The organism is Corynebacterium sp. HMSC067D03, assembly GCF_001811185.1.
GTDB lineage: Bacteria > Actinomycetota > Actinomycetes > Mycobacteriales > Mycobacteriaceae > Corynebacterium > Corynebacterium coyleae.
This window is the reverse complement of sequence record NZ_KV803842.1, coordinates 136061-161613: the sequence shown is the minus strand read 5'-3', so window position 1 is coordinate 161613 and position 25553 is coordinate 136061. Positions and strand designations below refer to the sequence as shown.

The 25553-nt window shown below is 60.5% G+C and carries 22 protein-coding genes and 1 tRNA gene; 5 read left to right on the top strand and 18 right to left on the bottom strand.

What is annotated here, in order from left to right; translation table 11 throughout:
* Positions 1–62: 62 nt before the first annotated feature.
* The 3 genes from HMPREF2785_RS10435 to HMPREF2785_RS10425 form a co-directional block, all read right to left on the bottom strand.
* Positions 63–134: transfer RNA gene (locus HMPREF2785_RS10435), tRNA-Gln, on the bottom strand.
* A 177-nt stretch (positions 135–311) separates the two neighbouring features.
* On the bottom strand, positions 312–1808 hold the full coding sequence (gltX, locus tag HMPREF2785_RS10430; protein ID WP_070484224.1) for a glutamate--tRNA ligase: 1497 nt from the start codon (positions 1806–1808) through the stop codon (positions 312–314).
* 89 nt (positions 1809–1897) lie between these two features.
* A complete protein-coding gene (locus tag HMPREF2785_RS10425; protein WP_210386116.1) occupies positions 1898–2995 on the bottom strand; it encodes a CE1 family esterase in 1098 nt (365 codons plus the stop codon).
* An 84-nt stretch (positions 2996–3079) separates the two neighbouring features.
* On the opposite strand from HMPREF2785_RS10425, the gene HMPREF2785_RS10420 reads away from it, so the two are divergent.
* Positions 3080–4219: an isochorismate synthase gene (locus tag HMPREF2785_RS10420; protein WP_070484227.1), complete on the top strand. Its 1140-nt coding sequence runs from the start codon at positions 3080–3082 to the stop codon at positions 4217–4219.
* Between the two features lie 26 nt (positions 4220–4245).
* Here HMPREF2785_RS10420 and HMPREF2785_RS10415 read toward each other — a convergent pair whose 3' ends face one another.
* The 8 genes from HMPREF2785_RS10415 to HMPREF2785_RS10380 form a co-directional block, all read right to left on the bottom strand.
* Positions 4246–5037: a fumarylacetoacetate hydrolase family protein gene (locus HMPREF2785_RS10415; RefSeq protein ID WP_083279509.1), complete on the bottom strand. Its 792-nt coding sequence runs from the start codon at positions 5035–5037 to the stop codon at positions 4246–4248.
* 55 nt (positions 5038–5092) lie between these two features.
* A complete protein-coding gene (locus HMPREF2785_RS10410; protein ID WP_070422968.1) occupies positions 5093–5656 on the bottom strand; it encodes an exonuclease domain-containing protein in 564 nt (187 codons plus the stop codon).
* Between the two features lies 1 nt (position 5657).
* Complete coding sequence (locus HMPREF2785_RS10405; protein ID WP_070615355.1) at positions 5658–7520, bottom strand: DUF294 nucleotidyltransferase-like domain-containing protein; 1863 nt, start codon at positions 7518–7520, stop codon at positions 5658–5660.
* 50 nt (positions 7521–7570) lie between these two features.
* Positions 7571–9064, bottom strand: coding sequence for a cell wall-binding repeat 2 family protein (locus tag HMPREF2785_RS10400; protein WP_070615352.1), 1494 nt, complete (start codon positions 9062–9064; stop codon positions 7571–7573).
* 10 nt (positions 9065–9074) lie between these two features.
* Positions 9075–10091, bottom strand: coding sequence for a 3-isopropylmalate dehydrogenase (locus HMPREF2785_RS10395; protein ID WP_070422971.1), 1017 nt, complete (start codon positions 10089–10091; stop codon positions 9075–9077).
* A 66-nt stretch (positions 10092–10157) separates the two neighbouring features.
* Positions 10158–11009, bottom strand: coding sequence for a hypothetical protein (locus tag HMPREF2785_RS10390; RefSeq protein ID WP_070615349.1), 852 nt, complete (start codon positions 11007–11009; stop codon positions 10158–10160).
* 34 nt (positions 11010–11043) lie between these two features.
* Positions 11044–12810, bottom strand: coding sequence for a DUF262 domain-containing protein (locus HMPREF2785_RS10385; RefSeq protein WP_070615346.1), 1767 nt, complete (start codon positions 12808–12810; stop codon positions 11044–11046).
* 21 nt (positions 12811–12831) lie between these two features.
* A complete protein-coding gene (locus HMPREF2785_RS10380; protein WP_070615409.1) occupies positions 12832–13743 on the bottom strand; it encodes a cation diffusion facilitator family transporter in 912 nt (303 codons plus the stop codon).
* A gap of 246 nt (positions 13744–13989) precedes the next feature.
* On the opposite strand from HMPREF2785_RS10380, the gene HMPREF2785_RS11870 reads away from it, so the two are divergent.
* The gene (locus HMPREF2785_RS11870; protein ID WP_070422974.1) at positions 13990–14475 is read left to right on the top strand and encodes a hypothetical protein; all 486 of its coding nucleotides are present in this window, start codon (positions 13990–13992) and stop codon (positions 14473–14475) included.
* Between the two features lie 134 nt (positions 14476–14609).
* Here HMPREF2785_RS11870 and ilvC read toward each other — a convergent pair whose 3' ends face one another.
* The 3 genes from ilvC to HMPREF2785_RS10360 are packed head-to-tail and all read right to left on the bottom strand — an operon-like array spanning position 14610 to position 18023.
* Positions 14610–15647 carry a ketol-acid reductoisomerase gene (gene ilvC, locus HMPREF2785_RS10370; protein WP_083279502.1) on the bottom strand — a complete coding sequence of 346 codons (1038 nt, stop codon included), beginning with the start codon at positions 15645–15647 and terminating at the stop codon, positions 14610–14612.
* Positions 15648–15702: 55 nt separating this feature from the next.
* Positions 15703–16221: an acetolactate synthase small subunit gene (gene ilvN / locus HMPREF2785_RS10365; protein WP_070615343.1), complete on the bottom strand. Its 519-nt coding sequence runs from the start codon at positions 16219–16221 to the stop codon at positions 15703–15705.
* 2 nt (positions 16222–16223) lie between these two features.
* On the bottom strand, positions 16224–18023 hold the full coding sequence (locus tag HMPREF2785_RS10360) for an acetolactate synthase large subunit (protein ID WP_070484259.1): 1800 nt from the start codon (positions 18021–18023) through the stop codon (positions 16224–16226).
* A 326-nt stretch (positions 18024–18349) separates the two neighbouring features.
* Between HMPREF2785_RS10360 and HMPREF2785_RS10355 the strand changes: the two genes are divergently transcribed.
* Positions 18350–18895 (top strand): PH domain-containing protein, encoded by a 546-nt coding sequence (locus HMPREF2785_RS10355; RefSeq protein WP_070452319.1) that lies wholly within the window; start codon positions 18350–18352, stop codon positions 18893–18895.
* A 3-nt stretch (positions 18896–18898) separates the two neighbouring features.
* Positions 18899–20737 (top strand): dihydroxy-acid dehydratase, encoded by a 1839-nt coding sequence (gene ilvD / locus HMPREF2785_RS10350; protein WP_070484262.1) that lies wholly within the window; start codon positions 18899–18901, stop codon positions 20735–20737.
* A gap of 18 nt (positions 20738–20755) precedes the next feature.
* On the opposite strand, the gene HMPREF2785_RS10345 is transcribed toward ilvD, so the two are convergent.
* Positions 20756–21625 (bottom strand): DoxX family protein, encoded by an 870-nt coding sequence (locus tag HMPREF2785_RS10345; RefSeq protein ID WP_070452316.1) that lies wholly within the window; start codon positions 21623–21625, stop codon positions 20756–20758.
* 158 nt (positions 21626–21783) lie between these two features.
* On the opposite strand from HMPREF2785_RS10345, the gene HMPREF2785_RS10340 reads away from it, so the two are divergent.
* Positions 21784–23187: a YkvI family membrane protein gene (locus HMPREF2785_RS10340; RefSeq protein ID WP_070422981.1), complete on the top strand. Its 1404-nt coding sequence runs from the start codon at positions 21784–21786 to the stop codon at positions 23185–23187.
* A 68-nt stretch (positions 23188–23255) separates the two neighbouring features.
* On the opposite strand, the gene HMPREF2785_RS10335 is transcribed toward HMPREF2785_RS10340, so the two are convergent.
* From HMPREF2785_RS10335 to gatB, 3 genes are all read right to left on the bottom strand, one after another.
* Positions 23256–23675 carry a type II toxin-antitoxin system VapC family toxin gene (locus HMPREF2785_RS10335; protein ID WP_070422982.1) on the bottom strand — a complete coding sequence of 140 codons (420 nt, stop codon included), beginning with the start codon at positions 23673–23675 and terminating at the stop codon, positions 23256–23258.
* Positions 23672–23914 (bottom strand): type II toxin-antitoxin system Phd/YefM family antitoxin, encoded by a 243-nt coding sequence (locus HMPREF2785_RS10330; protein WP_070422983.1) that lies wholly within the window; start codon positions 23912–23914, stop codon positions 23672–23674. The genes HMPREF2785_RS10335 and HMPREF2785_RS10330 overlap by 4 nt, the downstream gene beginning before the upstream one ends.
* A 127-nt stretch (positions 23915–24041) precedes the next feature.
* Complete coding sequence (gene gatB / locus HMPREF2785_RS10325; RefSeq protein ID WP_070484358.1) at positions 24042–25544, bottom strand: Asp-tRNA(Asn)/Glu-tRNA(Gln) amidotransferase subunit GatB; 1503 nt, start codon at positions 25542–25544, stop codon at positions 24042–24044.
* Between the last annotated feature and the right edge of the window lie 9 nt (positions 25545–25553).

Genomic DNA, 25553 nt, shown 5'->3' with positions numbered 1-25553 from the left:
GGCGACGTCCTAGGCCGCTAGACGAACGGGGCATTAGGACACAGAACGCAATTGCTCTGCAGCTGGCCTACCAGGACTCGAACCTAGAATGACGGTACCAGAAACCGTAGTGTTGCCAATTACACCATAGGCCATTGTTTTTCAGTCCTGACCTGCGCTTTCCGTTTCCGTTCCGCGCTGTCTGCCTGAACAACATGGAGTACTATAACCATGAATCGCTATGTGTACCAAATCCGCAGGCCACCGCATAGAAACGCGGTGGCCTAAACGTACGAAAACAACAGCGTTGTAGTTCCTACTCCGTAGCGCTCCTACTCTGCAGCCTGGTACGGCGTAACGGCGCGGGCAGCCTTGAGACGCTTCAGCGTGGACTCACGGCCAAGCAGGTCCATGGACTCGAACAGCGGCGGGGACACCGCGGCACCAGTGGTGCCCACGCGCAGGGCACCGAATGCGACACGCGGCTTGAGCTCGAGGTCCTCGATCAGCGCCTTGTTCAGCGCTGCTTCGATGTTCTCGGTGGTCCACTCCCCCTCACCGATCGCCTCAAGCGCTGCAATACCGGCATCCAAAGGCTCGACGGCGGTGTCTTTGAGGTTCTTCTTTGCACTCTTCTCGTCCAGCACCAAGTCATCGTCCGCGATGACAAGGAACTTCAGCAGGTCGTACGCATCGGAGAGCACCTTGATACGGGTCTGCACGAGATCCGCCGCAATGGTGAACTTGTCTTCCGGGTAATCCGCTGGGAAGTCGGTGTACTCGGTGAAGTACTCGCGCAGGCGGTTTCGGAAGTCTTCCGGCTCAAGCAGGCGAATGTGGTCGGCGTTGATTGCTTCAAGCTTCTTCTGGTCGAAGCGGGCCGGGTTACCCAGCACGTCCGAGACGTCGAAGGCCTTGACAAACTCGTCGACAGAGAAGATGTCCTGATCCGCAGAAAGCGACCAGCCCAGCAGCGCGAGGTAGTTGATCATGCCTTCTGGGATGATGCCGTTGTCACGGTGGTTAAACAGGTTGGATTCCGGGTCACGCTTGGAAAGCTTCTTGTTGCCCTGGCCCATCACGAACGGCAGGTGGCCGAACTCGGGGGTGAAATCCGTAATACCGATACGCTTCAGCGCCTCGTAAAGCGCGAGCTGACGTGGCGTGGAGGACAGCAGGTCCTCACCGCGCAGGACGTGGGTAATACCCATGAGCGCGTCGTCGACAGGGTTGACCAGCGTGTACAGCGGCGCGCCGTTGGAGCGGGCGACAACGTAGTCTGGCTGGGTTTCGGACTTGAAGGTGACCTCACCGCGCACAAGGTCGTTCCAGGTCCAATCCTGGTCCGGCATGCGAAGGCGCCAGACCGGCTTGCGGCCTTCGGCCTCAAAGGCGTCAATCTGTTCCTGGGTGAGGTCACGGTCAAAGTTGTCGTAGCCCAGCTGCGGGTCGCGGCCTGCGGCCTTGTGACGCTCCTGGACCTCTTCGTTGGTGGAGTACGCCGGGTAGACCTCGCCGGCCTCGATGAGCTTGTTCAGCACATCGGCGTAGATGTCAGAGCGCTGCGACTGACGGTACGGCTCGTGCGGGCCACCGACGTTGATGCCTTCATCCCAGCCAAGGCCGAGCCACTCGAGCGACTCAATAATCGCCTGGTAGCTCTCCTCGGAGTCACGGGCGGCATCCGTGTCCTCGATACGGAACACGAACTTGCCTCCGGAGTGCTTGGCTTGCGCCCAGTTGAACAGGGCGGTGCGGACCATGCCCACGTGTGGGGTTCCGGTCGGCGACGGGCAGAAGCGAACGCGCATATTGGGGTTTTCAGTCATGGGGCAATCGTAGCGCGCCATATGCATTGCGCTTGTCGACGCCCAACCTCCCCCGGCGCTCACCGCCCAGGATCCAGCAACATGTCGCGTTACTTCGGGTTGCGCATGAGGAAGCGCCACATTTCGTCTGCTGCAGACGGCGAGTACCACCAGAAGTGGTTCGAGCCATGCACCTTGATCACTTCCACGCCCTTGCGGCAGTTTCGCGACGACACCCGAGTCGCATTGTTGCCTGCCGGGCGCGAATCGACTCCCCCGAAGCACCCGTTGCGGCGCTCGTAGGATTGAAACAGCTCCGGCACCGGCAGCACTTGCTGGCCTCGTCGAGTAGTGCCGTGGTACGGGGTGAGTGTGTCGTTGGTGCCGTGAATGGCCATGAACGCGACCGGCAGGTTCTGGCAGCCACGGTTCACCGGGGCGTAGTACGCGCCGGACACGCCAGCAACACCAGCAAACAAGTCCGCCATGTGGCAGGCGGAGACTGCGGCCATGCCGCCACCGGTGGACATGCCGGTGGCGTAGATCCGGCGTCGATCGATGTTGTAGTAGCGCTGGACGTCGTTGATCATTGCGCGGACAAAGGCGATGTCTTGGCCTGGACGTGTCGCTGCGGTTGCGGATCCCTCCCACGATGCTCCGATCGCGCGCGGGTAAACGATGATCGCGCGCGGGTAAACGATGATCGCGTCGCGGCCGACAGATGATTCACGCAGGCGTGAATAGTTACGAAAATTCTCCGTGGAATCCTGATATGCGGAGTACCCCACCATCACCGGGGTGGGACGTGCAGGGTTGTACCCTCGCGGCACCCAGACGAGGTAGCTTCGTCCCGCTACACGGACCTCGCCGTTGGCCCCGTTCGCCACCGGCGCCGGCGCTTGGGGCGCCCACGCACCGGGGAGATTCGGCGCGGGAATTTGCGGGGCGGGAACTGGGTTGATCGGCAACGATGAGCCTTGCGGCAGGGAGTCGTTGGCCATCTGGACAAACTTGTTCCACTCAGCATTTGCCTGGTTGACCGCGTTTGTAACTGCCTGATTCGCCTGCGAAGACAAGTCTTGCGCCGGTGCAGGGGCAGGAGTGACCACCCCAGCGGCGATCATGAGCGTTACCACGCTTCCTGCCAGTGCTTTACGGATCCGCCCAACCCGTTTCGCACCAACTGCCACATTGTTACCATTTTTCACACAGGCAACAATAAACCTGGGGTATATCCGAAGCAACTGATCCGACGAGGCGTCTTCGAGCGTAGCCAGTTAGAGTGTTTGCCCATGTCCGTCAACCCGCTTGCCGGCCCTCCATCCGGCCGCCCCGACACTGCGCCCGATTTTCTCCTTTCGCGCGCAGAAGGATCGGTCCGCACTCAAGGCGCCACCCGCACGTTTAGCGACGCCTGGGAAGCGAACAACGCGCTAGAGCGCGGCGAGGTGGAAATGGTTGTAGGTGCGCTCCCCTTTGACCAGGACTGCCCAGCGGCGCTCACTGTGCCAGAGCACATCATTCGGGAGCCAGGCCCGCTAGAGCCGCACCCGTATTACCGGATTGGCGCAGGTTCTCGCCTTCACGCAACGCTTATCGACGTCGACCCTTCCCCCGAGGAACATCTTCGACGCGTTGAGGCCGCAGTGGGTACTATCCGCAACTCCCTGTTGGACAAGGTTGTGCTTGCCCGTGCGGTAGACATCGCCTTCGACCCGCCCGTTGATCCACGCCTCGTCGCGGCCAGGTTGATCGATCTGTCCTACACGCACGACGGTTTCATCGCGGATCTCACCCCATCTGGCCGCACGGGACATTTCCTAGTCGGCTCCTCCCCCGAAGTCCTGGTGCGCCGCCGTGGCAACAAGGTGACCTCCTACCCCCTTGCAGGTTCAGCAGCACGTGTACCGCACGATCCGGCGGCGGACCGCGCCGCGGCGGAGGCACTGGCGTCGTCGCAAAAGGATTTCGACGAACACCGCTTCGTTGTCGAGCACATCCGCGAGGTCCTCGAGCCACTTTGCTCTGACCTGCAGATTTCAGAGCGCCCAATCCTAGAAAAGACCAGCGAGATGTGGCACCTTGCCACACCGATTAGCGGCACGTTGAAGGAACCGGCACCAACAGCGCTGGATCTGGCAATGCGTCTCTACCCCACCCCTGCTGTGTGCGGCACCCCACCCGCCGCCGCAGAAGCCCTGATTACCACCGCCGAATCGGATCGCGGTTTCTACGCCGGCGCGGTCGGATATACCGATGCCGCAGGTGATGGCGAATACATGGTTGCCATCCGTTGTGCGGAGGTCAACGGCGACGGCACACACGCCCGCGCCTGGGCCGGTGGCGGGCTCACCGCAGACTCCGACCCACAGGCCGAACTCGACGAGACTTCAGCCAAACTGCGCACGATCATGCGCGCGCTGGGCCTGTAAACACGGCCCAAAAGCGAGCCTGCGTTCTAGGCGCGCTCGACGGGGTTGCCCAGTTTGCCGATACCTGGGATCTCAACCTCGATGTAGTCGCCCGGAACCATCTCTGCGGTACCCGCCGGCGAACCGGTTGCAATGACATCGCCCGGCAGCAGAGTAAAGGACTGGGAGACCCACTCCACCATCTCTCCAACCGACTTGATCATCTGGTTCGAGTTGGAGTCCTGCTTGGTCTCCGTTTTACCGTCGTGGGTGTGGTGCGCCTTGATCGGCAGGTTGGCAAAGTCGAACTTATCCAGGTCCGTCTCAATCCAAGGACCGAGCGGACCGAAGGTGTCCATGCCCTTGGCGCGCGCCCACTGACCGTCCGCGAACTGGAGGTCACGCGAGGAGACATCGTTGATGATGGTCACGCCACGGATCACAGACTTCCAGTCCTCAGCCTTGACGTTTTTGCATGGAACGCCAACGACGAGCGCCAGCTCGCCCTCAAACTCGACGCCTGTGGCGAACTCCGGGATCTTAATAGCGGCACCAGGGCCAATCACGGCGGTCGACGGCTTGATAAAGATTGTCGGCGGCAGGTGCTCGGCGGATTGCTTGAACACCTCAGCTACGTGGTCCGCGTAGTTGCGTCCCACAGCGACGATCTTCGACGGTAGCGTCGGTGCAAGCAACCTCACCTGGTCAAGGTCGTATTCTTTGCCGGTGTACTCCGGCGCACTAAACGGCGTGCCCTTGATCGCCTTTGCGGTCGTTCCCGCATCGTCGATAACGGCGAACGTCATTCCTTCAGGTGTTGCAATTCGTCCAAAACGCATGTGATCGAGCATACAACCCCACTGTCATTGTGGCGCATTTGGGATTCACTGACGTCTACTGCGCGCTCAGCGCCAGGTACAACTCCGCGCACGCAATCGCGTCGGTAAGCGCGTTGTGGTTCGCGTAGTCGGGCAAATTGTAGCGCTGTCGCACGCGCGCAAGCCTGAGGTCCTCGCCGCGCGGATACGTACCCATGCGCTCCATGTGTCGCCGCTCCATCGCGAAGGTATCCACTACCTCGCTCTCGCGCAGGCCCCATCGCTTGCCCTTGACATCTTTTTGCAGCTTTGCGACGAAACCTAGCTCCATCTGCGCAAAGTGGGCCAACAACTTGCGTCCTTCAAGGGCACGATCAAACGCGTCGAGTACTTCGGCAGCGGCGACGCCTTTGTTCGCAATATCGTCGTCAGTCACCCCGTGAAGCGTGACCGTATCGCCAACTTGGGCGCCTGCGAGAACGAAGTACTGTGCCTGTGATAAATCGATCACACGCCCGTCGACGGGAACCCAGCCGATGGAGACCATCTCATGCTTCTCCGGCTTGAGTCCAGTGGTTTCGACGTCGACGGCCAGCAGGGCGTCGTCGTTAAGCACCCGCGCTTTCGGTCGAAAGAACATCTCACACCGCCCGCGTCGGGTACTTCGACGCCAGCGCGTTCTGCAGCGACTTGATCACACCGAACGCATCGCGCAACGCGGCCCGATCCAGGGATTGCAACTGCTTCGGATCAATGCGGTAGTTCGGCTCCTCCCCGGCGCGCACCTGCTGCGACTGGTGTTTCATGACAAGGTCCGAAAGGTACTCGTAAGCGTCTGCCAGATCCGACGCTCCCTTCGTCGATACCGCCTCGCCGGCAGAGGCACGCAGGCGTGTAGGCGTATCCACCGCACTGACACCGGCCACGATGGAGTACAACCGAGCCATCTGCACCACAGCGGCAGTACCACCGCGTTTGATGTCTAGCGTGTTCGCATACTCGCCGTCGCGCTCAAGCACGAAGCCACGGAAAAAGCCCACTGGAGGCTCTCGGAACGTAGCCAGAGCTGCCAAGTGCGTATGTAGACGGCGCGACCCGCGCGCCGACGACAACGCCGCCTCATGCACCTCATCAGCCAGCGAGCGCCACCCCTCGCCTGAGCCGAAGATCGCGCGGAAATCGAAAAATACCTGCGCGTGCAGCAACGCGTTCGGATCAGGTGCAGTGACCCAAGTGTGGAACATGCGCGACCACTGCGACTGCGTCATGCGCCACTTTGGGTTCGACGCCATCATCTCCCCCGGGCATAACGCCTGACCTGCATGCGCGAGACCCTCGCAGACAAACTGTGTCAGCGCGGTGAAGTACTCCCCATGGGTTTCTTCGTCGTAACTGTCCGCGAGGACCAACGCGTTGTCTTGGTCGGAGGCTGGCCCCATCTCCGCGCGAGCCTGACTGCCTACCGCGACAAAGGCGTACGGCACCGGTGCTGGCCCCAGCTGCTCCTCCGCTAGCTCGCCTAGACGGCGAGCGATGGAATCCGCAATCGATGTCAGCAGGCGCTGTGTCTCAGCTGCGGACGCGCCTCGCTCAAAGAACCGCACAGCCACGTTTGCCGCGGCATCGTAGGCTCCCTCGAGCTCCTCGTACGTACTCTGCTGCACATCTGCTGCCAAGTAGATCGGGTCTGCTTGCAGCAGGCGCATGATGTCGAATGAGGTCAGCACACCGCACACACCTCCGGCGCCTTCAACCGGCAGGTGGTGGATCCCCAACTCGCTCATCGCGAGCATCGCCTCAAACACCAACGCTGTTTCCGGGATGGTGCGCACTGGTGAGGACATCACATGTGCAATAGGCCGTGACGGGTCCACTTGCGCTGCGACAACGCGAGAACGCATGTCCTTGTCTGTGAGGATGCCGATCTGCTCACCTCCGACGACGACGAGGCAACTCGCATCGTGCTCGTTCATCACACCGGCAGCGTGCGCGATTGGTGCAGTTGCGTCACAGGTGACGGCAGGGCGGCCGTCGACAATATGCGCAATGGGCGTACGCAGCACACTCGCCGTCCCCCCATCACGCACCTCTTCCGCTGCCACTTTGAGACGACGAGACGCCGATTCAAAGAACCTGTGCAGCTCAGGATGCGCATCGAGCAGGCCTGTGAACACCTCGCGCGGCAGCATGAGCAACACGCTGTCTTCCACCGCTTCCATCACATACTGCGATTCACGCGGACCTACCAGCGTGGAGTAGCCGAAGTTCAGGCCTGTATCGCGACGGTCCAGCAGCAAGTTGTCATCGCTGACGATGTCAATCGCACCCGAGCGAATGATGTACAGCGTGTCGTTGGGCTGGCCGAGATCCACAACGACTTGACCGCGGCGCACATAGGTGATCCCCATCTGTGCGGGCAGGGCCCGGATCTTCTCTTCAGGGAGGCTTGAAAACGGCTCGTGCTGGGCCAGGAAGCCGTAGACCTCGTCCAATTCCACGCTCATGCCCGAAGCCTAGCGTGAGCACGACCCCCACACGGCGAATTTTTGGAAAACTACTGGTAGCTCACAAACCACGGGCGAGGATTCACGTCGGCATAGGTCTGCTCCGGAGTAAACATGGGAGAATCCTCGTCGATAAAGTTCTTCCACGCCATGAAGTAATTCGGGTCCAACCCCTGACGCAGGATGTTCCACGTGTCGAACTTCTGCTCCGGCAGCCCATGACCGTCCGCGTGAAGGATCCATGCCAGTTCCGGCTGCCCGGTGACAATGTTTTCGCGGTCCGGGTACATTCCAACCTGGAACTGGTGCAGAATCAATGCCTTCTGTGGCAGGTTGTTGTCGCGGACAAGCGCTGCAAGCCAGTCGGCGACCTCATTGATTTCGGCTGCGGTTGCGCTACCGATACGCGAAAGCGGCTGCTCACCAGGGTTTAGCTTCCATTCCGCATCAAGTGCCAAACCAACGTTCGGTCGCTTGAGCAGCTCCTCGTAGATCTTGGCCTGCTCCAGGAAGTTGCCCTGGCCCGGCTGCAGGTCGATTACGGCGTAGCCACCTGCGTCCACGATGGCATCCACATACGGGGCGATATCTTCCATCGGCGTCTCGTTGGAGTAGTTACCGTCGTCGCCCGGGAACTCCGATGCCACCGATGCAATGACCTCGAAGGCAGGAATGATCGGCTGATCCTCCAGCGGCTCGTACCAGGAGGCGTATTGCTTCGCCAGTTCAACTGCTGCGGCAGGGTCCTGCTCCCCCATCACTCCGAGCTCTGGGCTGTACGGATGGCCGTAGAGCGCAATCATGCGCCGGCCTGGGAACACCAGTCCGCCGCCACCAGGCAGTTCACCATTGGCGGCGAGTGCTGCACGCGCACGGAAGTTCTCGTTCGAGCCCCACTGGCGGCCAAGCGCGAGCACGTCCTGTTCCATAACATCGCGCATGCTTTGCGACGACGCCCGCGGGTCCGCAGCCGCCAACACCTGCACATCCGCACCTGCTGCGCGAGCTGTGGCCACCGACGCACGCGAGGAGACCGCCGTGGCAAACACTGGCGGCATCTGCAAGTCACGCGGGTTCTTTGCCTCGAGTGCCGCAATCGCCGCCACATCTTCTTCGGCACGCTCGGCTACGACCGGTTCAGTCGCTGCTACCGCGTCGTCATCGCCCGGAACCTCAATTACCCGGGACGCGCCAAGGCGTTCAACCTCTGCATCAATCGCGGCGTCGGTGCCATCGAGGCGCACCAGAAGCGGCGCACCTAGTTCCACTGCAATCGCGGCAGCCCGAAGCTGCTGATCGCGATCCTTCGCAGAGACCACCACCGTGTCCGAAGACTCGAAGAAGCGCTGCGAGACTTCCACACCCGTGCCGTCGGCGTCCTGAACCACCTCGTCACCATCGGTGGCAAGGGCGTTCTTGGCGCCAGCATCGGACTGAGAGCCCCCACCGAGTCCTCCGTCGCCTGCGCCGCAGCCAGTCAGGGCAAGCGTAGAAGCACAGAAAATGGCAAGGGACGCACGTGTGATCTTCCGGGAAGAAACCATGCGCTCGACCCTACGCGAGGGCGTCGACGATGCGCTCACCTACCTCGGTGGTACGCACCGGCGTGTCTCCACGTTGGGTCACGTCGCGCTCGACTGCTTCTTCGATGCGGGCGGCGTTGGTGTCGTCGCCAAGGAAGCGCAGCATCATCGCCACAGACAGAATCATTGCCGTGGGATCAGCAATCCCCTGGCCCGCGATATCCGGTGCAGAGCCGTGCACCGGTTCGAACATGGATGGGAACTCACGTGCAGCATTGATGTTGCCGGAGCACGCCAGCCCCACACCGCCCGCAACCGCACCTGCCAGGTCAGTCAGGATGTCGCCGAAAAGGTTGTCGGTGACAATCACGTCGTAGCGCGACGGGTCCTGCACCATGTAAATCGTTGCAGCATCGATGTGGTTGTAGTCCACCTCGACCTCCGGGAACTCCTGCGACAACTCGTCGACCACGCGCTGCCACAAGCCACCTGCGTTGACCAGCACGTTGGTCTTGTGCACGAGCGTGACCTTCTTGCGGCGCGTCATTGCCAACTCAAACGCGTACCGAGCAACACGCTCAGCGCCGAAATACGTGTTCTGAGAAACCTCGGAAGCAACTTCGTGCGGGGTGCCCCGACGCAAGGTACCGCCGTTACCAGCATAGAGCCCCTCGGTACCTTCACGGACCACAACAAAGTCGATCTCACCAGGGTTTGCGAGCGGGCTCGTCGACGATGGGTAGAGCTTCGACGGCCGCAGATTGACGTAATGGTCCAACTTGAAACGCAGCGGCAGCAGCAGGCCGCGCTCGAGCACACCCGCAGGCACGCGCGCCGGGTCGCCGATCGCGCCGAGCAGAATCGCATCGTGTTCGGCGAGGCTTTCCAAGTCCTCGTCCGTCAGCAGCTCGCCGTTGCGCAGGTAGCGGCGCGCTCCGAGGTCATATTCGGTGGTCTCGACGTCATCGCGCACCGCGTTGAGGACCTTGAGCCCCTCCGCCATAACTTCTTGGCCGATACCGTCGCCAGCAATCACCGCGATTTTCATATTCTGGGACACCTTTCTCACTGTGTAGATTCTGGCGCCCACATTAGCACTCCTTAGCGCTTGGGTTTAACGATTCCGCTCCGACTGACGGATACGAAACGCCAACTCCTCACTCGAGCCGAATTGCGTCCCCAGCGCAATAAGCGACTTATCAGAAAGCCCCGCCATGGCGAACAACGTCGCTTCCGCTTTCCGCGGATCCGGCAGCGGCACGATCTCCACCGCGGCACCGTAACTCCTCGCATTCGCAATCGCGGGTATCGACGACTGCCACGTGGCCACCACCTTCGGCGACATATGCGCATCCCGGCGCGATTGGACGGGAAACGGTTGCGCTTGGGCGCCGGGTTTAGCCACGGGATCTGCCCAGGTAGCACGTAGCCAAGTGGGATCGTTACCGTTGAGTTCGGCGACTGCGCGGGCACTGTCAGCAGGGTCATCGATAGTGCGTTCAACGAAGCGCAGCGAAGTCATCTCGCCGAGCGCGCGCATCCCGCCGGGGTCGCGTCGGATACGTACTGCACCAGATGCGGGAGCCATAGCGACATCACCGACAGTTAAGACGGTCACCGTGTGCATGTCGGCGATCATGGAGACGTATTCGGCGTGGCGTGCTCCGTCGTAGACCATCATCGGGGCATGTGCGGTCACTGCGATGGAGGCTGCGCGAAGTTGCGCCTCCGGGGTGTCGTCGGAAAGCACGAGCGTTTCGGAGCGCGGGAAGAACAACTTCGCGGTTTCCATGCCAAGTGGGTCGTCGAGCACCACCGGGTGAGGCTCAAACGTTTTGGAGACATGCCCTGCGACGTTGACGCTACGGGCGCGATCGTAAGGGCCAAGTTGGACATCCGGAGTGCATGCGGCGAGCAGTACGCCCGCCGATAGCACGGCAAGCGATGCGTACCCGGAATGCTTCACCGGTCCTCCTTCGTGTCTCTCCCCTGTGCTGTTCCTATTCTGCGTCGTCGCACAATCCTTCGTCGCCGAGAACGTTGCGGTCCATCGCGTATTCAATCATGCCGATGAACCGTTCACGACGATCAGCGATAAATCGCTCCCAGTTAGATGTCAGCAGTGCTTCTGGGTCGACTTCGTGGCTTTCGAGCAGGGCGTCAAAGTCATCGTCGTCAAGCAGCGACTTGGACTGCAGCCTGGGCAGGTAGCGTTTCGGCTCGTTTTGCTCAATGACGACCTCGGTACGACGGCCCATCGGCGTGCGGTTGAGCACGCTGTCGGCCAGCTGCTCGTCGACACCGAATTCGCGTAGGTACTCCCACGGGAAGATCTGGCCGAAGCGAGGTTTCAGTTCGGCCACTGTGGATTTGTCGAAGTGCTCTCCAGTGCGCCAGTCACGCGCGCCGCGTGCCATCAGTAACGAATACAGCCCACGGTAGATCCCACTGTCCGCGGTTGCGGTATAGAGACGGGATTCGTGGAAACGTGCATCGGCGACCGTACGTGGCTCGGCGTCGGTCTCTCCGCAGACCCACGGGATGACTTCAGAGACGTCTACGCCGATGCGGATTGTCGGCGCGTGCGCGGCATAAAGCTCACCGAACACGCCGCACCAGAACCAACGGTTGAGCCTGTCACCGACTTCCTTCTTTCCTGCAAGTTCGGGACGTTCGGCCAGGCGCGCAAGCATAACCGCGAGCGGGATGAGTTGCGCAGGGTAAGGGACTTGATCCGCAGCGACGATACGTCGCTCCTGCAGGAACTGGGCGACCGCAACGAACCCGCGGGCCATCTCATCGGCATGTGCACGGTAATCCTCGATCGTGATGTTGAGGATGTCACCACGGTGGCCCAAAGCAGGCCCCTGCCGACTGGTCAGCAACAGTGACAGTGCACGCAGGAATTCCACACGGCCGATGCCCTTGAGCACGTCATAGCAATCAAACTGGGCTGCGAGTTCTTCCCAGTGGCTAGCCAAGTCGAACGTCGGGTCTTGGGTTGCATATGTCGCGGTAAGGAGCTCGAACACATCCATCTGCACACCTGCCGAGTTAGCAAACGCAAAGATCTGCCCCACTCCCTCTTGTGCAGTATCGCGGTCCAGGCGGATCATTGGAATGTCGTACGCAGGCAGTTCACGCATCACCGCATTGATAAATCGCTTCACGGCAGTACGCACCTCGTCGTGTTGTGCATGTGCCGCCATATCGACGAGGAGATCGTTGCCCTCTTTCCAGAGCAACATCGAAACCGGCATCACAGCGTGCTCGATCATGTCATCGCGATTTCGGATGCCACCTGGAATGTCCGGCCCAAAGTGGGATCGGACATTCCCTTCCCCATCGACAGCAAACACGGCTTCCACCGGCATCGGCGTGTGTGCCACCGCCGCTCGTACGTCCACCATGAACTTCCGGGAAATCGGTCGCCCAAGATAGTCCACCGTGCTCACCTCCCCATCACCCTTAAATGCGTGAAAGAGCGACGTGAGGCGCTGTTGGCCGTCGAGAAGCAACAGGCCCGGTTCCACTCCAGCAACATTCACCCCCTCAAGCGGGCGTGGTTTAAAACGCTGCTCCGCGTTGCGAGTATCGAGCGCGAGGAAAGAACCGACCGGGTAGCCACGCAGCACGGAGGTGACCAACGTGCGCACCCGATCCACGTCCCACAGGTATGAGCGCTGAAAATCAGGCAGCTGCAGCTCGCCGCGCTCAGCGCGGGAAAATAGATCCTTGAGCGAATAGCTCGGCGTAGTAAAGCCCATATGCCTTAGCGTAGGACAGAATCAGCACACCGTCTCGTGCTCGATGTGCTCTGGCAGCTCAATTTGCACTGTCGCATGCTCCACACCCAGCCGGTGCAACTCCGCCTGAACCCGATCCAGCAACTGATCGCGGTCTTCTCCTTCCGCCGCCACAATGTGAACCGTTGCAATCACCGACACCCCGTCAAGCGACCACAAGTGCAGGTCATGCAAATCCCTCACCCCAGGCAGTGCACGTAACTCAGCCTCGACTTCCTCGGCGTCAAACCCTTCGGGCACACGCTCCAGCATCACACCCACCGACTCCGCCATGAGTTTCCACGCACGAGGAACAATCAGGCCCGCGATCAGCAACGACGCAATGGGGTCAGCCGCAGTAAAGCCGGTCAGCGCGACAATTGCGCCGGCCCCCAGCACGGCGATAGACCCGAACATATCCACCAACACGTGGAGGTATGCACCGCGTACGTTGATCGACTCCTTTTGCTGGGAGTACAAAATCCACGCCGACAACGCGTTCGCCGCAAGGCCGATCGTGGCGATGATCATCATCGGACCCGTATCAATCGGGGCTGGATCCCGCAGCCTGCGCAGGGCCTCGATTGCAATCCAGGCGGAGACTGCCAGCACTGTCGCGGCATTAATCATCGCCGCGAGCACCTCGACACGGCGGTAGCCGTAGGTCGCGTATGACGTGGCTGCACGCTTACCGACGAGCACCGCCGCCATCGCAATGATCAGCCCGGCCGCGTCCGACAACATGTGCATCGCATCCGCAAGCAGCGCGACCGATCCCGAAATCACACCTCCGACCAACTCCGCGACGAAGACCGTTGCGGTAACGGCAAGTGCGGCGCCGATCGCTTTCGTCGGCGCGTCAACACGTGCGCCATGAGCATGATCATGATGAGCGTGATCTGAATGGTTGTGCATAACGACAACCATAGGAACACCAACACGTTAATGACAATTTATTGAAAATCGCTGCCGGGATGCTTTCCGCAGCGCTCACGAGGAGAAACGAATCCTTCGCGCCTCCCCGGGGCGAAATCCTGCCGAGCCAAATCGTCATACTTTGTTACAGTGGGCGACCGTTCGCATATCCGAGCACGTCACGGGCGGTTCACCATGAATCCGCCCCGAGCGGCGCGGATAAGTAATAACGAAAGGAATTAGCAAATGACCACCCCGAACCCGAATCAAAACCCGAACGACCCGACCGAGGATGTTCGCGTCGAGCGCACTACCCCTGAGGCTTCGACCACCGCACCGGCGCGTCCGGCTGCTGGCTCCACTGCAGTGACTGACGACGATAACGGTGGCGGCGGATGGTGGAAGTGGCTCCTGGGCATTCTGGCAGCACTCCTGCTTTTGGCCTTGCTGTGGAACCTGTTTACCGGCGACGACACCGAGGGCGACGCCACCGTAGACACCTCCACCACGACTGCAGCCACCGAGGTTGTTAACGAGACCACCACGGTCGAAGACGGCACCGTTACCGAAACCGCACCGGCCGAGGACGCCGCTGAGGACGCCAACACTGACGCCAACGAGGCCGACGCTACCGCGACCGAGACGACAAACGTCGTCGAGGAGGTCATCGACTCCATCGCACCGGAAGGCGCCCAGGAGGAGGCTCCGGCTGACGCACCGGCCACCAACTAATTATTCGGCGCGATCCGACTACCCCGCACCCACTCTCCGGGCGCGGGGTTTGCTCTGCCGTGCGGGCTTGTGCGGGAGAAGCACGACAAAGCCCTCGAATCACATTGATCCGAGGGCTACGTTTACCTGCCGAATTAGCGGGCAGTGTCGGTAAGCGGGTTCTTCACCCAGCTCATCATGTCGCGAAGCTCTGCACCGGTCTTCTCAATCGGGTGCTGTGCAACCTTGTCGCGCAGACCCTCGAGCTCCTTGTTGCCACCCTCAACGTTGGCGACGAGGCGCTTGGTAAAGGTGCCGTCCTGGATATCCTTCAGGATGTCGCGCATACGATCCTTCGCCGAGGCGTCGATGACACGCGGACCAGAGAGGTAACCGCCAAACTCTGCCGTGTCAGACACGGAGTAGTTCATGTTGGCAATGCCGCCTTCGTAGATCAGGTCGACGATCAGCTTCATCTCGTGGAGGCACTCGAAATACGCCATCTCCGGCTCGTAGCCAGCCTCGACCAAGACGTCGAAGCCGGTCATGATCAGGTCCTCGAGGCCACCACAGAGCACTGCCTGCTCACCGAACAGGTCGGTGACAGTCTCGGCCTCGAAGGTGGTCGGGATAACGCCAGCGCGTGCGCCACCGATTGCGGCAGCGTAGGACAGCGCAAGCTCACGACCGTTGCCCTGCGGATCCTGCTCCACGGCGATCAGGCACGGCACACCCTTGCCGTCGGCGAAGGTGCGACGCACCAGGTGGCCCGGACCCTTCGGAGCAACCATGCCGACGGTGATGTTGTCTGCCGGCTTGATCAGGCCGAAATGGATGTTCAGACCATGCCCAAAGAACAGGGCGTCGCCGTCCTTCAGGTTCGGCTCGATGTCCTCTTCGAAGATCTTGGCCTGGGAGGTATCCGGGGCGAGCAGCATGATCACGTCAGCCCATGCAGCTGCCTCAGCATTCGTCTTCACATCAAAGCCGGCCTCGCGGGCCTTTTCTGCGGACTTGGAGCCGTCGCGAAGGCCAACAACCACCTCGACGCCGGACTCGCGCAGGTTCTGAGCGTGCGCGTGACCCTGGGAGCCGTAGCCGATGATTGCAACCTTCTTGCCCTGGATCAGGGACAGGTCTGCGTCTTGGTCGTAAAGCACTTCAATAGCCATAGTTCTCGCTTCTTTCTTCATTCTGTGAGACGGGCGTTTCACATTATGACACAGCCGCCTCAGTTTGTGGGTGTTTTTAGTCCAATAAAGCCAAAGTTTTAGAGCCACGCGTCAGCGCTACCGTGCCTGATCGGGCAAGCTCGCGGATACCGAACGTATCCATGACGTCCAAAAACGCCTTCAACTTCGGTGACTCACCGGTGGCCTCAATAACAACAGAGTCCACCGCAACATCGATCACGCGCGCTCGGAACAGGTTGGCAGCGTCCACCACCTGCGGACGGGTTTGATTGTCCGCGTTGACCTTGACCAGCAGCAGCTGGCGGCCGACCGTGGTGTCGTCGTCAAGCTGCTGCACCTTAAGCACTTGGATCAGCTTGTAGAGCTGTTTGACGATCTGCTCGACAGAACGCTCCGTTGCATCGACCACCACCGTCAACCGGTTCACGCCCTCTTTCGACGTCTTCGCCGAAACGAGCGAGACCAGGTTGTACCCGCGACGGGTAAACAGGGCGGTAACACGGGTGATAATTCCGTCGACGTCCTCAACCAGCACTGAAAGCGTGTGGCGAGTGATTGCATCTGGTTGCGTCATTGTTAGTTCCCTTCCTGCTCCGCCGCAGCGGTCTCGATGGCCTCGCTGATTGCCTGCGGCGACTCCGCAGCCGACTCCTCATCGTCGAAGAACGGGCGCATTCCGCGCGCATACTCAATGTCACTATTCGACGAGCCCGCAGAGATCATCGGCCACACCTGCGCGTCCTCGCCCACGATGAACTCAATGACCACCGGGCGATCGTTGATCTCACGCGCACGTTGGATCGTCGGCAGCACGTCTTCTTCCTTCGACACCCGGAACGCAACCGCGCCGAGCGCCTCCGACAACTGCACAAAGTCCGGAACGTAGGTTTCCCCGCCCAACTTCGTGTGAGAGTAATTACCGTCGTAGAACAACGTCTGCCACTGACGCACCATGCCCAGGTTGCCGTTATTAATCAGCGCAACCTTGATCGGGAAGCCTTCGAGCGCAGCGGTGGTGATCTCCTGGTTGGTCATCTGGAAACAACCATCGCCGTCGATCGCCCACACCTCTGCATCCGGGTGCGCTGCCTTCGCACCGAGCGCAGCCGGAATGGAAAAGCCCATCGTGCCAGCACCACCAGAGTTGATCCAGTGGCGCGGCGTTTCAAAGTCCACAAACTGCGCAGACCACATCTGGTGCTGGCCCACACCAGAGCAGTAAATTGCGTCCGGCCCGGCGGCCTTGGACAGCGTCTCGATCACAAACTGCGGAGCGAGCGTGCCGTCCTCGTTCTTGTCATAACCGCGCGGGAAACGACGCTTCAGATCCTGCAGACGCTCAATCCACGGCTCAATCGACGGCGCCTTGGCCTTTCCGGATTCCTCAAAGTAATCGGTCAGTTCCGACAGCACACGCTTAGCATCGCCCACGATTGGAACGTCCACCGCGCGGATCTTGCCCACCTCTGCAGGGTCGATGTCAGCGTGAATGACCTTGGCGTGCGGCGCAAACGTATCGGTATCGCCGGTCACGCGGTCGTCGAAACGCGTGCCAACAGCGATGAGCAAGTCGGATTCCTGGAAGGAACCCACTGCCGGTACCGAACCGTGCATACCCGGCATACCCAGGTACAGCGGGTGCGACTGCGGGAACGCTCCGAGCGCCATCAAAGTCGTAGCCACAGGGATCCCGGTCGCCTCAACAAACTCGAGCAGCTGCTTGTTCGCATTCGCCTTCACAACACCGCCACCGATGTAAAGCACCGGACGCTTCGCCTGAGAAATCAGCTTCGCTGCCTGGGCAATCTGACGGTTGTGCGGCTTCGTGTTCGGCTTGTAGCCAGCCAAATCGATCTTCGGCGGCCACTTAAACTCAATCTCCGCGTTCTGCACATCCTTCGGGATGTCCACGAGCACTGGGCCTGGACGGCCGGTCGAGGCAATATGAAACGCCGCCGCAAGCGCGAACGGGATCTGCTCCGGGTCGGTCACCATGAAGTTGTGCTTTGTAATCGGCATCGTGATGCCGCGGATGTCCGCCTCCTGGAACGCATCGGTACCCAAAAGCGACGAGCCAACCTGGCCCGTGATCGCCACCATCGGCACCGAGTCCAGGTAAGCGTCCGCGATCGGTGTTACCAAGTTCGTCGCACCGGGACCAGACGTAGCAATGCAAACGCCGACCCTTCCCGAGGCCACCGCGTATCCCTCTGCTGCATGGCCCGCACCTTGCTCGTGGCGCACCAACACGTGGCGTAGTTTCGTTGCCCGATACAGGGCGTCGTAAAGCGGAAGCACCGCGCCACCCGGAAGGCCGAACACAATTTCCGTGCCAAGCTCCTCCAGGCTGCGAACGACCGCGTCCGCGCCTTTCATCCGCTCCGGTCCATTGCTCTCCGTCGACGGGGATGGTTGTGAACCTGCCACCGTTGCACTCCTTGTGTTCGAATTACCTAAAAATAAAAGCCCCCGGCGAGCGGTGTGCTCTCGAGGGCGCTTGTGTCTGCGGCGTGTAAAACGAACCCGCTACGGCAAGCGCCGCGTGGGTACAATAATTACAAGTCGCTGATTGATCACGTACATGACAATAGTGAGCCAGCCCACCCCTCGCGCATTTTTATTCACAGAAATCACGCGTATCGACGACACCCCGGCGCATCCCGTTACTTCCCCCGGCATCAACATGACTAGCATGCCGGGGTATGACAGCCACACAGGGAACGTCCCCGACCACCCAAAAAGTGTTTAAACCAACCCGTGAGCACATCCTCGCCATCGTGCTCGCAACCGGCATCGCACTCATGGGCATCATGTGGGCGCCGAAATATCTCATTTGGCTCCTTCTTATCCCCATTGTGTGGCTCGCATGGGTACTCTGCTCCTCCACCACAGTGGATAACAAAGGAATTAAAACCCGTTACCTCGTTCGCAAAAATGCCTTTCTTCCTTGGGAAGACCTGGCCGGCATCGCTTTCAAGGGAACTTCCGCACGCGTCGCTGCAAAAAACGGCACCGAGTATCCCCTGCCTGGCGTAACGTTCAACTCATTGCCCGCGCTCGCCGAGGCATCCGGAGGACGAATTACAGACGTCATTGCATCCGCCGAGCAAGCAGCAGACGGCAAGTACGAAATCATTGATAAAGACGGCGACCGCATCCTGCTTACCCGCGAGGAATACGATGCCTACCTCGCAGAACACCCCGATCTGCCGGGACCTCGCCCGTCCGCGAACGAACCTAAGGAGTAAACCGTGATCCCCCTTCGCTCACGTGTCACCACCGTTGGCCGCCAAGCAGCCGGAGCCCGTGCCCTGTGGCGCGCTACAGGCACCGGCGAGCACGAGTTTGGCAAACCCATCGTTGCCATCGTGAACTCCTACACGCAGTTCGTGCCTGGCCACGTTCACCTGAAACATGTTGGTGACATCGTGGCCGACGCTGTCCGCGCCGCAGGCGGCGTACCCAAGGAGTTCAACACCATCGCGGTCGACGACGGCATCGCCATGGGCCACTCCGGCATGCTGTACTCGTTGCCCTCGCGCGAGATCATCACCGACTCGGTGGAGTACATGGTCAACGCCCACACCGTGGATGCCATGGTGTGTATCTCCAACTGCGACAAGATCACCCCAGGCATGCTCAACGCCGCAATGCGTCTGAACATCCCCGCCGTCTTCGTCTCCGGTGGCCCGATGGAGGCCGGCAAGGCGTTTTCTGTCGGCGGTGTGACTAAGCCGAAGTCCGATCTCATCGACGCCATCGCGCTTTCCGCTAACAACGACGTCAGCGACGACGAGCTCGACAGTATCGCCAACAACGCCTGCCCCACCTGTGGTTCCTGCTCCGGCATGTTCACCGCTAATTCCATGAACTGCCTCACCGAAGCACTTGGCTTGTCACTGCCGGGCAACGGCACCACCCTGGCAACCCACACCGCACGCCGCGAACTCTTCGAGCGCGCTGGCCAGACCATCATGGACCTTTGCGAGCGCTACTACGGCCAGGGCAACGAATCCGTCCTACCCCGCAACGTGGCCAACGTCCATGCATTCCGCAACGCCATGGCGCTCGACATGGCAATGGGTGGTTCCACCAACACCATCCTGCACATCCTGGCCGCAGCCCAAGAAGGTGAAATCGACTTCGACCTGGCAGATATCGACGATCTGTCACACAAGATCCCCTGCCTGTCCAAGGTTGCCCCGAACGGTGAGGCACACGTCGAGGATGTCCATCGCGCAGGTGGCATCCCAGCCATCCTGGGTGAGCTCCACCGCGCTGGATTGCTGCATGATGATGTGCATTCGATCACGTACTCGTCGCTAAGCCAATGGCTCGCAGACTGGGACATCCGCGGCGGAAGCGCTACCGAGGAAGCGCTCGAGCTCTTCCACGCCGCACCGGGCGGTGAGCGCACCACGAAGGCATTCTCACAAAGCGCGCGCTGGGAAAGCCTGGATACGGATGCGAAAAATGGCGTCATCCACGACGTCGAGCACCCGTTTACCTCCGACGGCGGCCTTGTCGTCTTGCGCGGCAACCTAGCCCCGGACGGCGCCATCCTGAAAACCGCAGGCGTCGAAGAAGGCTTATGGGAGTTCACCGGTCCAGCACGCGTCGTCGATTCGCAAGAGCAAGCTGTGTCCATGATCCTCAACCGCGAGGTGCTCGAAGGCGAGGTTGTGGTCATCCGCTACGAGGGCCCAGCAGGTGGACCGGGCATGCAGGAAATGCTCCACCCGACGTCATTCCTCAAAGGCGCTGGCCTGGGCAAGAAGTGCGCACTGATCACCGACGGTCGCTTCTCCGGAGGCACCTCCGGTCTGTCCATTGGCCACATCTCCCCCGAAGCTGCCGCAGGCGGCCTGATCGGCCTCATCGAAAACGGCGACACCATCGCCATCTCCGTGTCCAACCGCGAACTGAAGCTGGATGTGCCGGAAGCAGAGTTGGAAAAGCGCCGTGAAGCTATGGAAGCCTCCGACAACCCCTGGACACCGAACCGTGTCCGCGAGGTTTCGAAGGCTTTGCGTGCATACGCCAAGATGGCAACCAGCGCCGACAAGGGCGCCGTCCGCCAAGTGGACTAAACGCAGCGTGCGTGTGGTTTAGGCAAACGGGTTAATCCCGGTGCCGAACCACCACGCCGCACCTGCTGCGGCAAGACCCACAATGGCGCAGATCCAGGACGATGCCAGCGGACGCTTCGCCCAACCGCGCGAGGCGTCGATACCGTAGCGGCCTGGGCCTGTGAACTGCACTGCGAGAGACACTGCCAGCAGCATGACCGGCACCCACGTTTCCGGCGTCCAGGCGAAGACGTTGAAGCCGTCCGTCTGACCGTTGAATGCGTGCAGCGCCAAAAAGCCGGTGACGGCGATCGCCACAGCTGCCGCAATCGGTCCGAGCAGACCAAGGACCAAGAACACGCCGGCCGTGAGTTCGAGGGTGGGAACAACAACAGCCAGGCCGTTGCCGTACGGGTAGTTGGCGAATGCATTTTCTAGGCCGGCGATACCGTCGTTGCCGCCGAGTCGGAAGAACACTGCGACGGAATCAATAATCAGGTACGCGCCGAGGAACAGACGCAGCAGCAGCAAGCCGAAATCAGTCGTGCCACGGCGGGCGTCTTCCTCCTCTACTGCAACCGGTGCCGGATCCACCGCAACCGGCTCGACCGGCTCCTCCGCATAGGTTGCGGGGGCTGCCGGTGCGATGGTTTCAGATTCACGGATGAACGCGGATGTCACCGGTGCCGGGTCGGATGAGTATGCAGACGCCGAGGGGACCGCAGTAGAGCCTGCGGACGGCGCAGAGGCTTGTGCTGCCTTATCGGCACTCAGGCGCACCTCGTCGCCCGTCTGGGAAGTCTGCGGAAAAATCTCCGTCGCAGCATCCCCCTTGTATTCTGGCACGTCAGCGACGTTTTCCAGGTTGTTCAGATCGTCGGGTGTGAGATCGCGTGGATTTTTAGCCATGGCCTACAACTTAGGCGAAAACTTCGCTGTGATTTGTCAACTCGCCGGGGTGCGCTGCACCGATGTCAACAAACCTAGTTAGCCAAGCCCGTGTAATGGTGTTACCCTGCTACGCGCTCTAAATCTTTTACGCAAATTTATATAAGGATTGTTTATCGATGAGTAAAACGCTCAAAGTCGCCCTCGCGCTCGTGGGCCTGACTGTCGGCGCTGGTTTTGCCTCCGGGCAGGAAGTCATCCAATACTTCCTTGCCTTTGGCTACAAGGGCATCATCGGCGCCGCCATCGCAGGTGCCGCGATCGCAATTTTCAGTGGTTGGGTCTACCAGCTCGGTTCCTACTACATGGCCGATGACCACAGTGCCGTGTTCAAGAGTGTCTCGCGTCCGTGGATTGCTAAATACATGGACATCACCACCGTGTTCACGCTGTTCTGCATCGGCTTCGTCATGGTCGCCGGTGCTGGCGCGAACCTCGAGCAACAATTCGGCCTGCCAACTTGGGCCGGATCGACCATCATGGTTGTGCTGCTGCTCCTGTCCGGTCTTCTTGACATCGACAGGCTCACGAACGTTTTCTCCTTCATCACGCCGCTGCTGATCATCTGCCTGCTCGCCGCGTTTGTGATCACACTGACGAACATCCCGTCCGACTTCGGATACATCAACGAGATTGCACAGCAGAACCAAAGCGCATCAGGCACGTTTGGTAACTGGCTGATCACCGCGTTGAACTACGCAACCCTGGTCATGATCATGGACGTTTCCATGATGCTCGTCTTTGCTGGCTCCCACATGAACCCTGCACAGGCCGGTAAGGGTGGCCTGCTGGGCGGCATTATGTTCGCTGTTTTGCTGCTGATCCTCACGTTCATTCTGTTCTGCAACATGGCAGACGTGATGGACGCAGACATGCCGCTGCTGATGGTCTTCGACAACATGCACCCGGCAGTGGGCGTGTTCGTCTCCATTGTCATCTACCTGATGATTTACAACACCGCCGTCGGCATGTTCTACGCCAGCGGTCGTCGCCTCAGCCACGACAAGCCGGGCAAGTTCCGCCCGTACTACTTCGCGGCGGTTCTCGTCGGCTACGCCCTGTCCTTCATTGGCTTCGCTGACCTGCTTGGTTGGGTTTACCCGGTTCTGGGCTACCTCGGTCTTGCCCTTGGCATTGCTATGGGTGTGGCTTGGTTCCGCGACCGCAAGAACATCCAGGAGGAGACGGGACGCCGCGAGCGGCTTGCAGAGCTTGCCGAGACCGCGCTCGATCCGGAAGGCGAGCCGCTGACCCGCGCCGAGCGCAACGAAGTCGACGAGCTCACCGGCGATTCCCACATGGGCGGCCAAGACCTGTGGCAGTCCGTCCAGGAAGAGGTTGCTGCGGATCTGCACGCGGACTCTTCCAGCGAATTCGATATCGCGGACGTGCCTGCGCTCGATCCGGAGTCTGAGTCCTACGAGGGCGCACCCGATACCCCGGGCGACGAAATCCACTGGAAGTCCTACGAGGAGATGTACAAGACTGGCGAGTTCCCGGCCGTCAAGCCTCAAAACAAGTAGCACTGCTTGACGACGACTCCCCCGCCCCGGCCATCCACCACACTGGCCGGGGCTTTCGCGTTTCGCGGTTACATCTCCCAGGGATTAACTAGCTCAACGCCCATCGACTCAAAGCCAGGGGTATTCCGTGTCGCAACGATAAGGCTATGTACTTGAGCGGTAGCAGCGATAAAAGAATCCGCAGTCGCTTTCGGGTCCGGGACGTGCATCGCAGCCGCCACAGAGGCTACGTCCTCATCAAAAGGAAGAATGCGCCCTTTGAATTGAACTTTAACTTGACCATTGAACCAGTCGCGCAACCTTTCAGCCTGCACTGGATCCGTACGTTGCTTGAGCAGAATTCCTCTTTCGATCTCAAAAACTGAGATGGAAGAGATGTATACGTTTCCCTCTGCCAGGTTGTCGGCCCAACTCGCCACTCGAGGATTCACTCGGCCGGGCGGCTTCCGCAGCTCACTAATAACGTTGGTATCGAATAAATACCTCACAGGTCGAGACTCCGCACTTTAAATTCAGCTCGTGGAGGGTCGAATTCTATATCTTCATCCTTCATTTGAACTGCTTTTACCCACCCAGTTTCTGACGATGAGAGCCGACGATAGTCGTCGATCGACAGCAGAACGTGTGACGGCTCCCCACGATCAGTAATGATCACAGGGTGATCGAGCGCGGCGCGCTTCGCGGCACTGACATCCCGATTGAATTCTCTGGCGGAAATAGCGGTCATAACACACCTCCCTGCAGGTACGTACCTACAGGATATGCATTGTTACCATTACCTACAACCCACCAAAGAAGAACCAGCCGGCCCCGTACATCAGTCGGGGCCGGCTGGATGGTGCTTCGCTGAGGTTTTACTCCGCGAGCTTCTTCGCGATCAACTGGTTGACCTGGCCCGGGTCTGCCTTACCCTGGGTGGCCTTCATTACGGCGCCGACGATTGCGCCGGTGACCTTCTTGTTGCCTGCGCGGTACTTCTCCACGATGTCTGGGTTGGCGGCAAGTGCGTCGTCGACAGCCTTCTCGATGGCGCCGTCGTCACGCACAACCTCGAGCCCACGCTTTGCGACGACCTCATCAACGTTGCCGTCACCCTCAATCACACCGTCAATCGCCTGGCGTCCAAGCTTGGTGGTCAGCTTGCCCTCCTTGACCAACGCAACCACGCGTGCGACATCGTTCGGGGTAACACCGAGCGCGTCCAAATCCTTGCCTGCCTCGTTAGCCTTACCGGCGATGTAGGACACCCACCAGGAACGTGCTTCGTCCGGGGTCGTGCCAGCTTCCACTGTGTCCACGATGAGATCCAACGCACCAGCGTTGACCAGGTCGCGGAATTCCTTCTCCGGAAGCTGCCACTCCTCCTGGATGCGAGCACGGCGCACCCACGGCAACTCTGGCAGGGTTGCGCGAATTTCCTCAACCCACTCCGGCTTTGCAATCACCGGCGGCAGGTCAGGGTCGTTGAAGTAACGGTAATCGGAGGCTTCTTCCTTCGGGCGGCCCTTCGAGGTGGAGCCGTCCTTTTCCTGGTAGTGGCGGGTTTCCTGGACGATCTCCTCACCGTTTTCCAGTGCTGCAGCCTGGCGCTGCATCTCAAAGCGCACGGCCTGCTCCACCGACTTTAGGGAGTTGATGTTCTTGGTCTCGGTGCGGGTGCCGAACTCCTCCTGGCCGACTGGGCGCAGGGACACGTTGGCGTCGCAACGCATGCTGCCCTGGTCCATGCGAGCATCGGAGACGCCGAGCGCCTTCACCAGCTCACGCAGTGCGCCGACGTACGCCTTCGCCACCTCCGGGGCACGCTCGCCGGCGCCGATAATCGGCTTGGTCACGATCTCGATCAGCGGCACGCCTGCACGGTTGCAGTCCACGAGCGAAGCGGTAGCACCGGTAATACGACCGGAAGCGGAGCCCAAGTGGGTGAGCTTGCCGGTGTCTTCCTCCATGTGCGCGCGTTCGATCTCCACACGCCACTCGGTGCCGTCCTCGAGCACGACGTCCAGGTAGCCGTCGTACGCAATCGGCTCGTCGTACTGGGAGATCTGGTAGTTCTTCGGCTGATCCGGGTAGAAGTAGTTCTTGCGCGCGAAGCGGGAAGACTCCGCAATCTTGCAGTTCAGCGCCAGGCCGATCTTGATTGCCCACTCCACACCCTTGGCGTTGACCACCGGCAGTGCGCCCGGCAGGCCGAGCGAAACCGGGTCAACGTTGGAGTTCGGCTCCGCACCGAAGTGGGCAGAGGCCGTGGAGAACATCTTCGTCTCAGTAGCGAGCTCGACGTGCACCTCAAGCCCCATAACCGGGTCGTACTTTTCCAGTACCTCGTCGTAATCCATCAGATCGTAGGCAGTCATGCCGGCCAT

Coding starts and splice junctions, on each gene's coding strand:
- HMPREF2785_RS10420 (WP_070484227.1), top strand. CDS start 3,080: ATGTCCGTCAACCCGCTTGCCGGCCCTCCATCCGGCCGCCCCGACACT.
- gatB (WP_070484358.1), bottom strand. CDS start 25,544: ATGACTGCCTACGATCTGATGGATTACGACGAGGTACTGGAAAAGTAC.
- HMPREF2785_RS10380 (WP_070615409.1), bottom strand. CDS start 13,743: ATGCACAACCATTCAGATCACGCTCATCATGATCATGCTCATGGCGCA.
- HMPREF2785_RS10340 (WP_070422981.1), top strand. CDS start 21,784: ATGAGTAAAACGCTCAAAGTCGCCCTCGCGCTCGTGGGCCTGACTGTC.
- gltX (WP_070484224.1), bottom strand. CDS start 1,808: ATGACTGAAAACCCCAATATGCGCGTTCGCTTCTGCCCGTCGCCGACC.
- HMPREF2785_RS10405 (WP_070615355.1), bottom strand. CDS start 7,520: ATGAGCGTGGAATTGGACGAGGTCTACGGCTTCCTGGCCCAGCACGAG.
- HMPREF2785_RS10395 (WP_070422971.1), bottom strand. CDS start 10,091: ATGAAAATCGCGGTGATTGCTGGCGACGGTATCGGCCAAGAAGTTATG.
- HMPREF2785_RS10400 (WP_070615352.1), bottom strand. CDS start 9,064: ATGGTTTCTTCCCGGAAGATCACACGTGCGTCCCTTGCCATTTTCTGT.
- HMPREF2785_RS10330 (WP_070422983.1), bottom strand. CDS start 23,914: ATGACCGCTATTTCCGCCAGAGAATTCAATCGGGATGTCAGTGCCGCG.
- ilvC (WP_083279502.1), bottom strand. CDS start 15,647: ATGAAGAAAGAAGCGAGAACTATGGCTATTGAAGTGCTTTACGACCAA.
- HMPREF2785_RS10345 (WP_070452316.1), bottom strand. CDS start 21,625: ATGGCTAAAAATCCACGCGATCTCACACCCGACGATCTGAACAACCTG.
- HMPREF2785_RS10410 (WP_070422968.1), bottom strand. CDS start 5,656: ATGTTCTTTCGACCGAAAGCGCGGGTGCTTAACGACGACGCCCTGCTG.
- HMPREF2785_RS10415 (WP_083279509.1), bottom strand. CDS start 5,037: ATGCGTTTTGGACGAATTGCAACACCTGAAGGAATGACGTTCGCCGTT.
- HMPREF2785_RS10385 (WP_070615346.1), bottom strand. CDS start 12,810: ATGGGCTTTACTACGCCGAGCTATTCGCTCAAGGATCTATTTTCCCGC.
- ilvN (WP_070615343.1), bottom strand. CDS start 16,221: ATGACGCAACCAGATGCAATCACTCGCCACACGCTTTCAGTGCTGGTT.
- HMPREF2785_RS10360 (WP_070484259.1), bottom strand. CDS start 18,023: ATGAAAGGCGCGGACGCGGTCGTTCGCAGCCTGGAGGAGCTTGGCACG.
- HMPREF2785_RS10355 (WP_070452319.1), top strand. CDS start 18,350: ATGACAGCCACACAGGGAACGTCCCCGACCACCCAAAAAGTGTTTAAA.
- HMPREF2785_RS11870 (WP_070422974.1), top strand. CDS start 13,990: ATGACCACCCCGAACCCGAATCAAAACCCGAACGACCCGACCGAGGAT.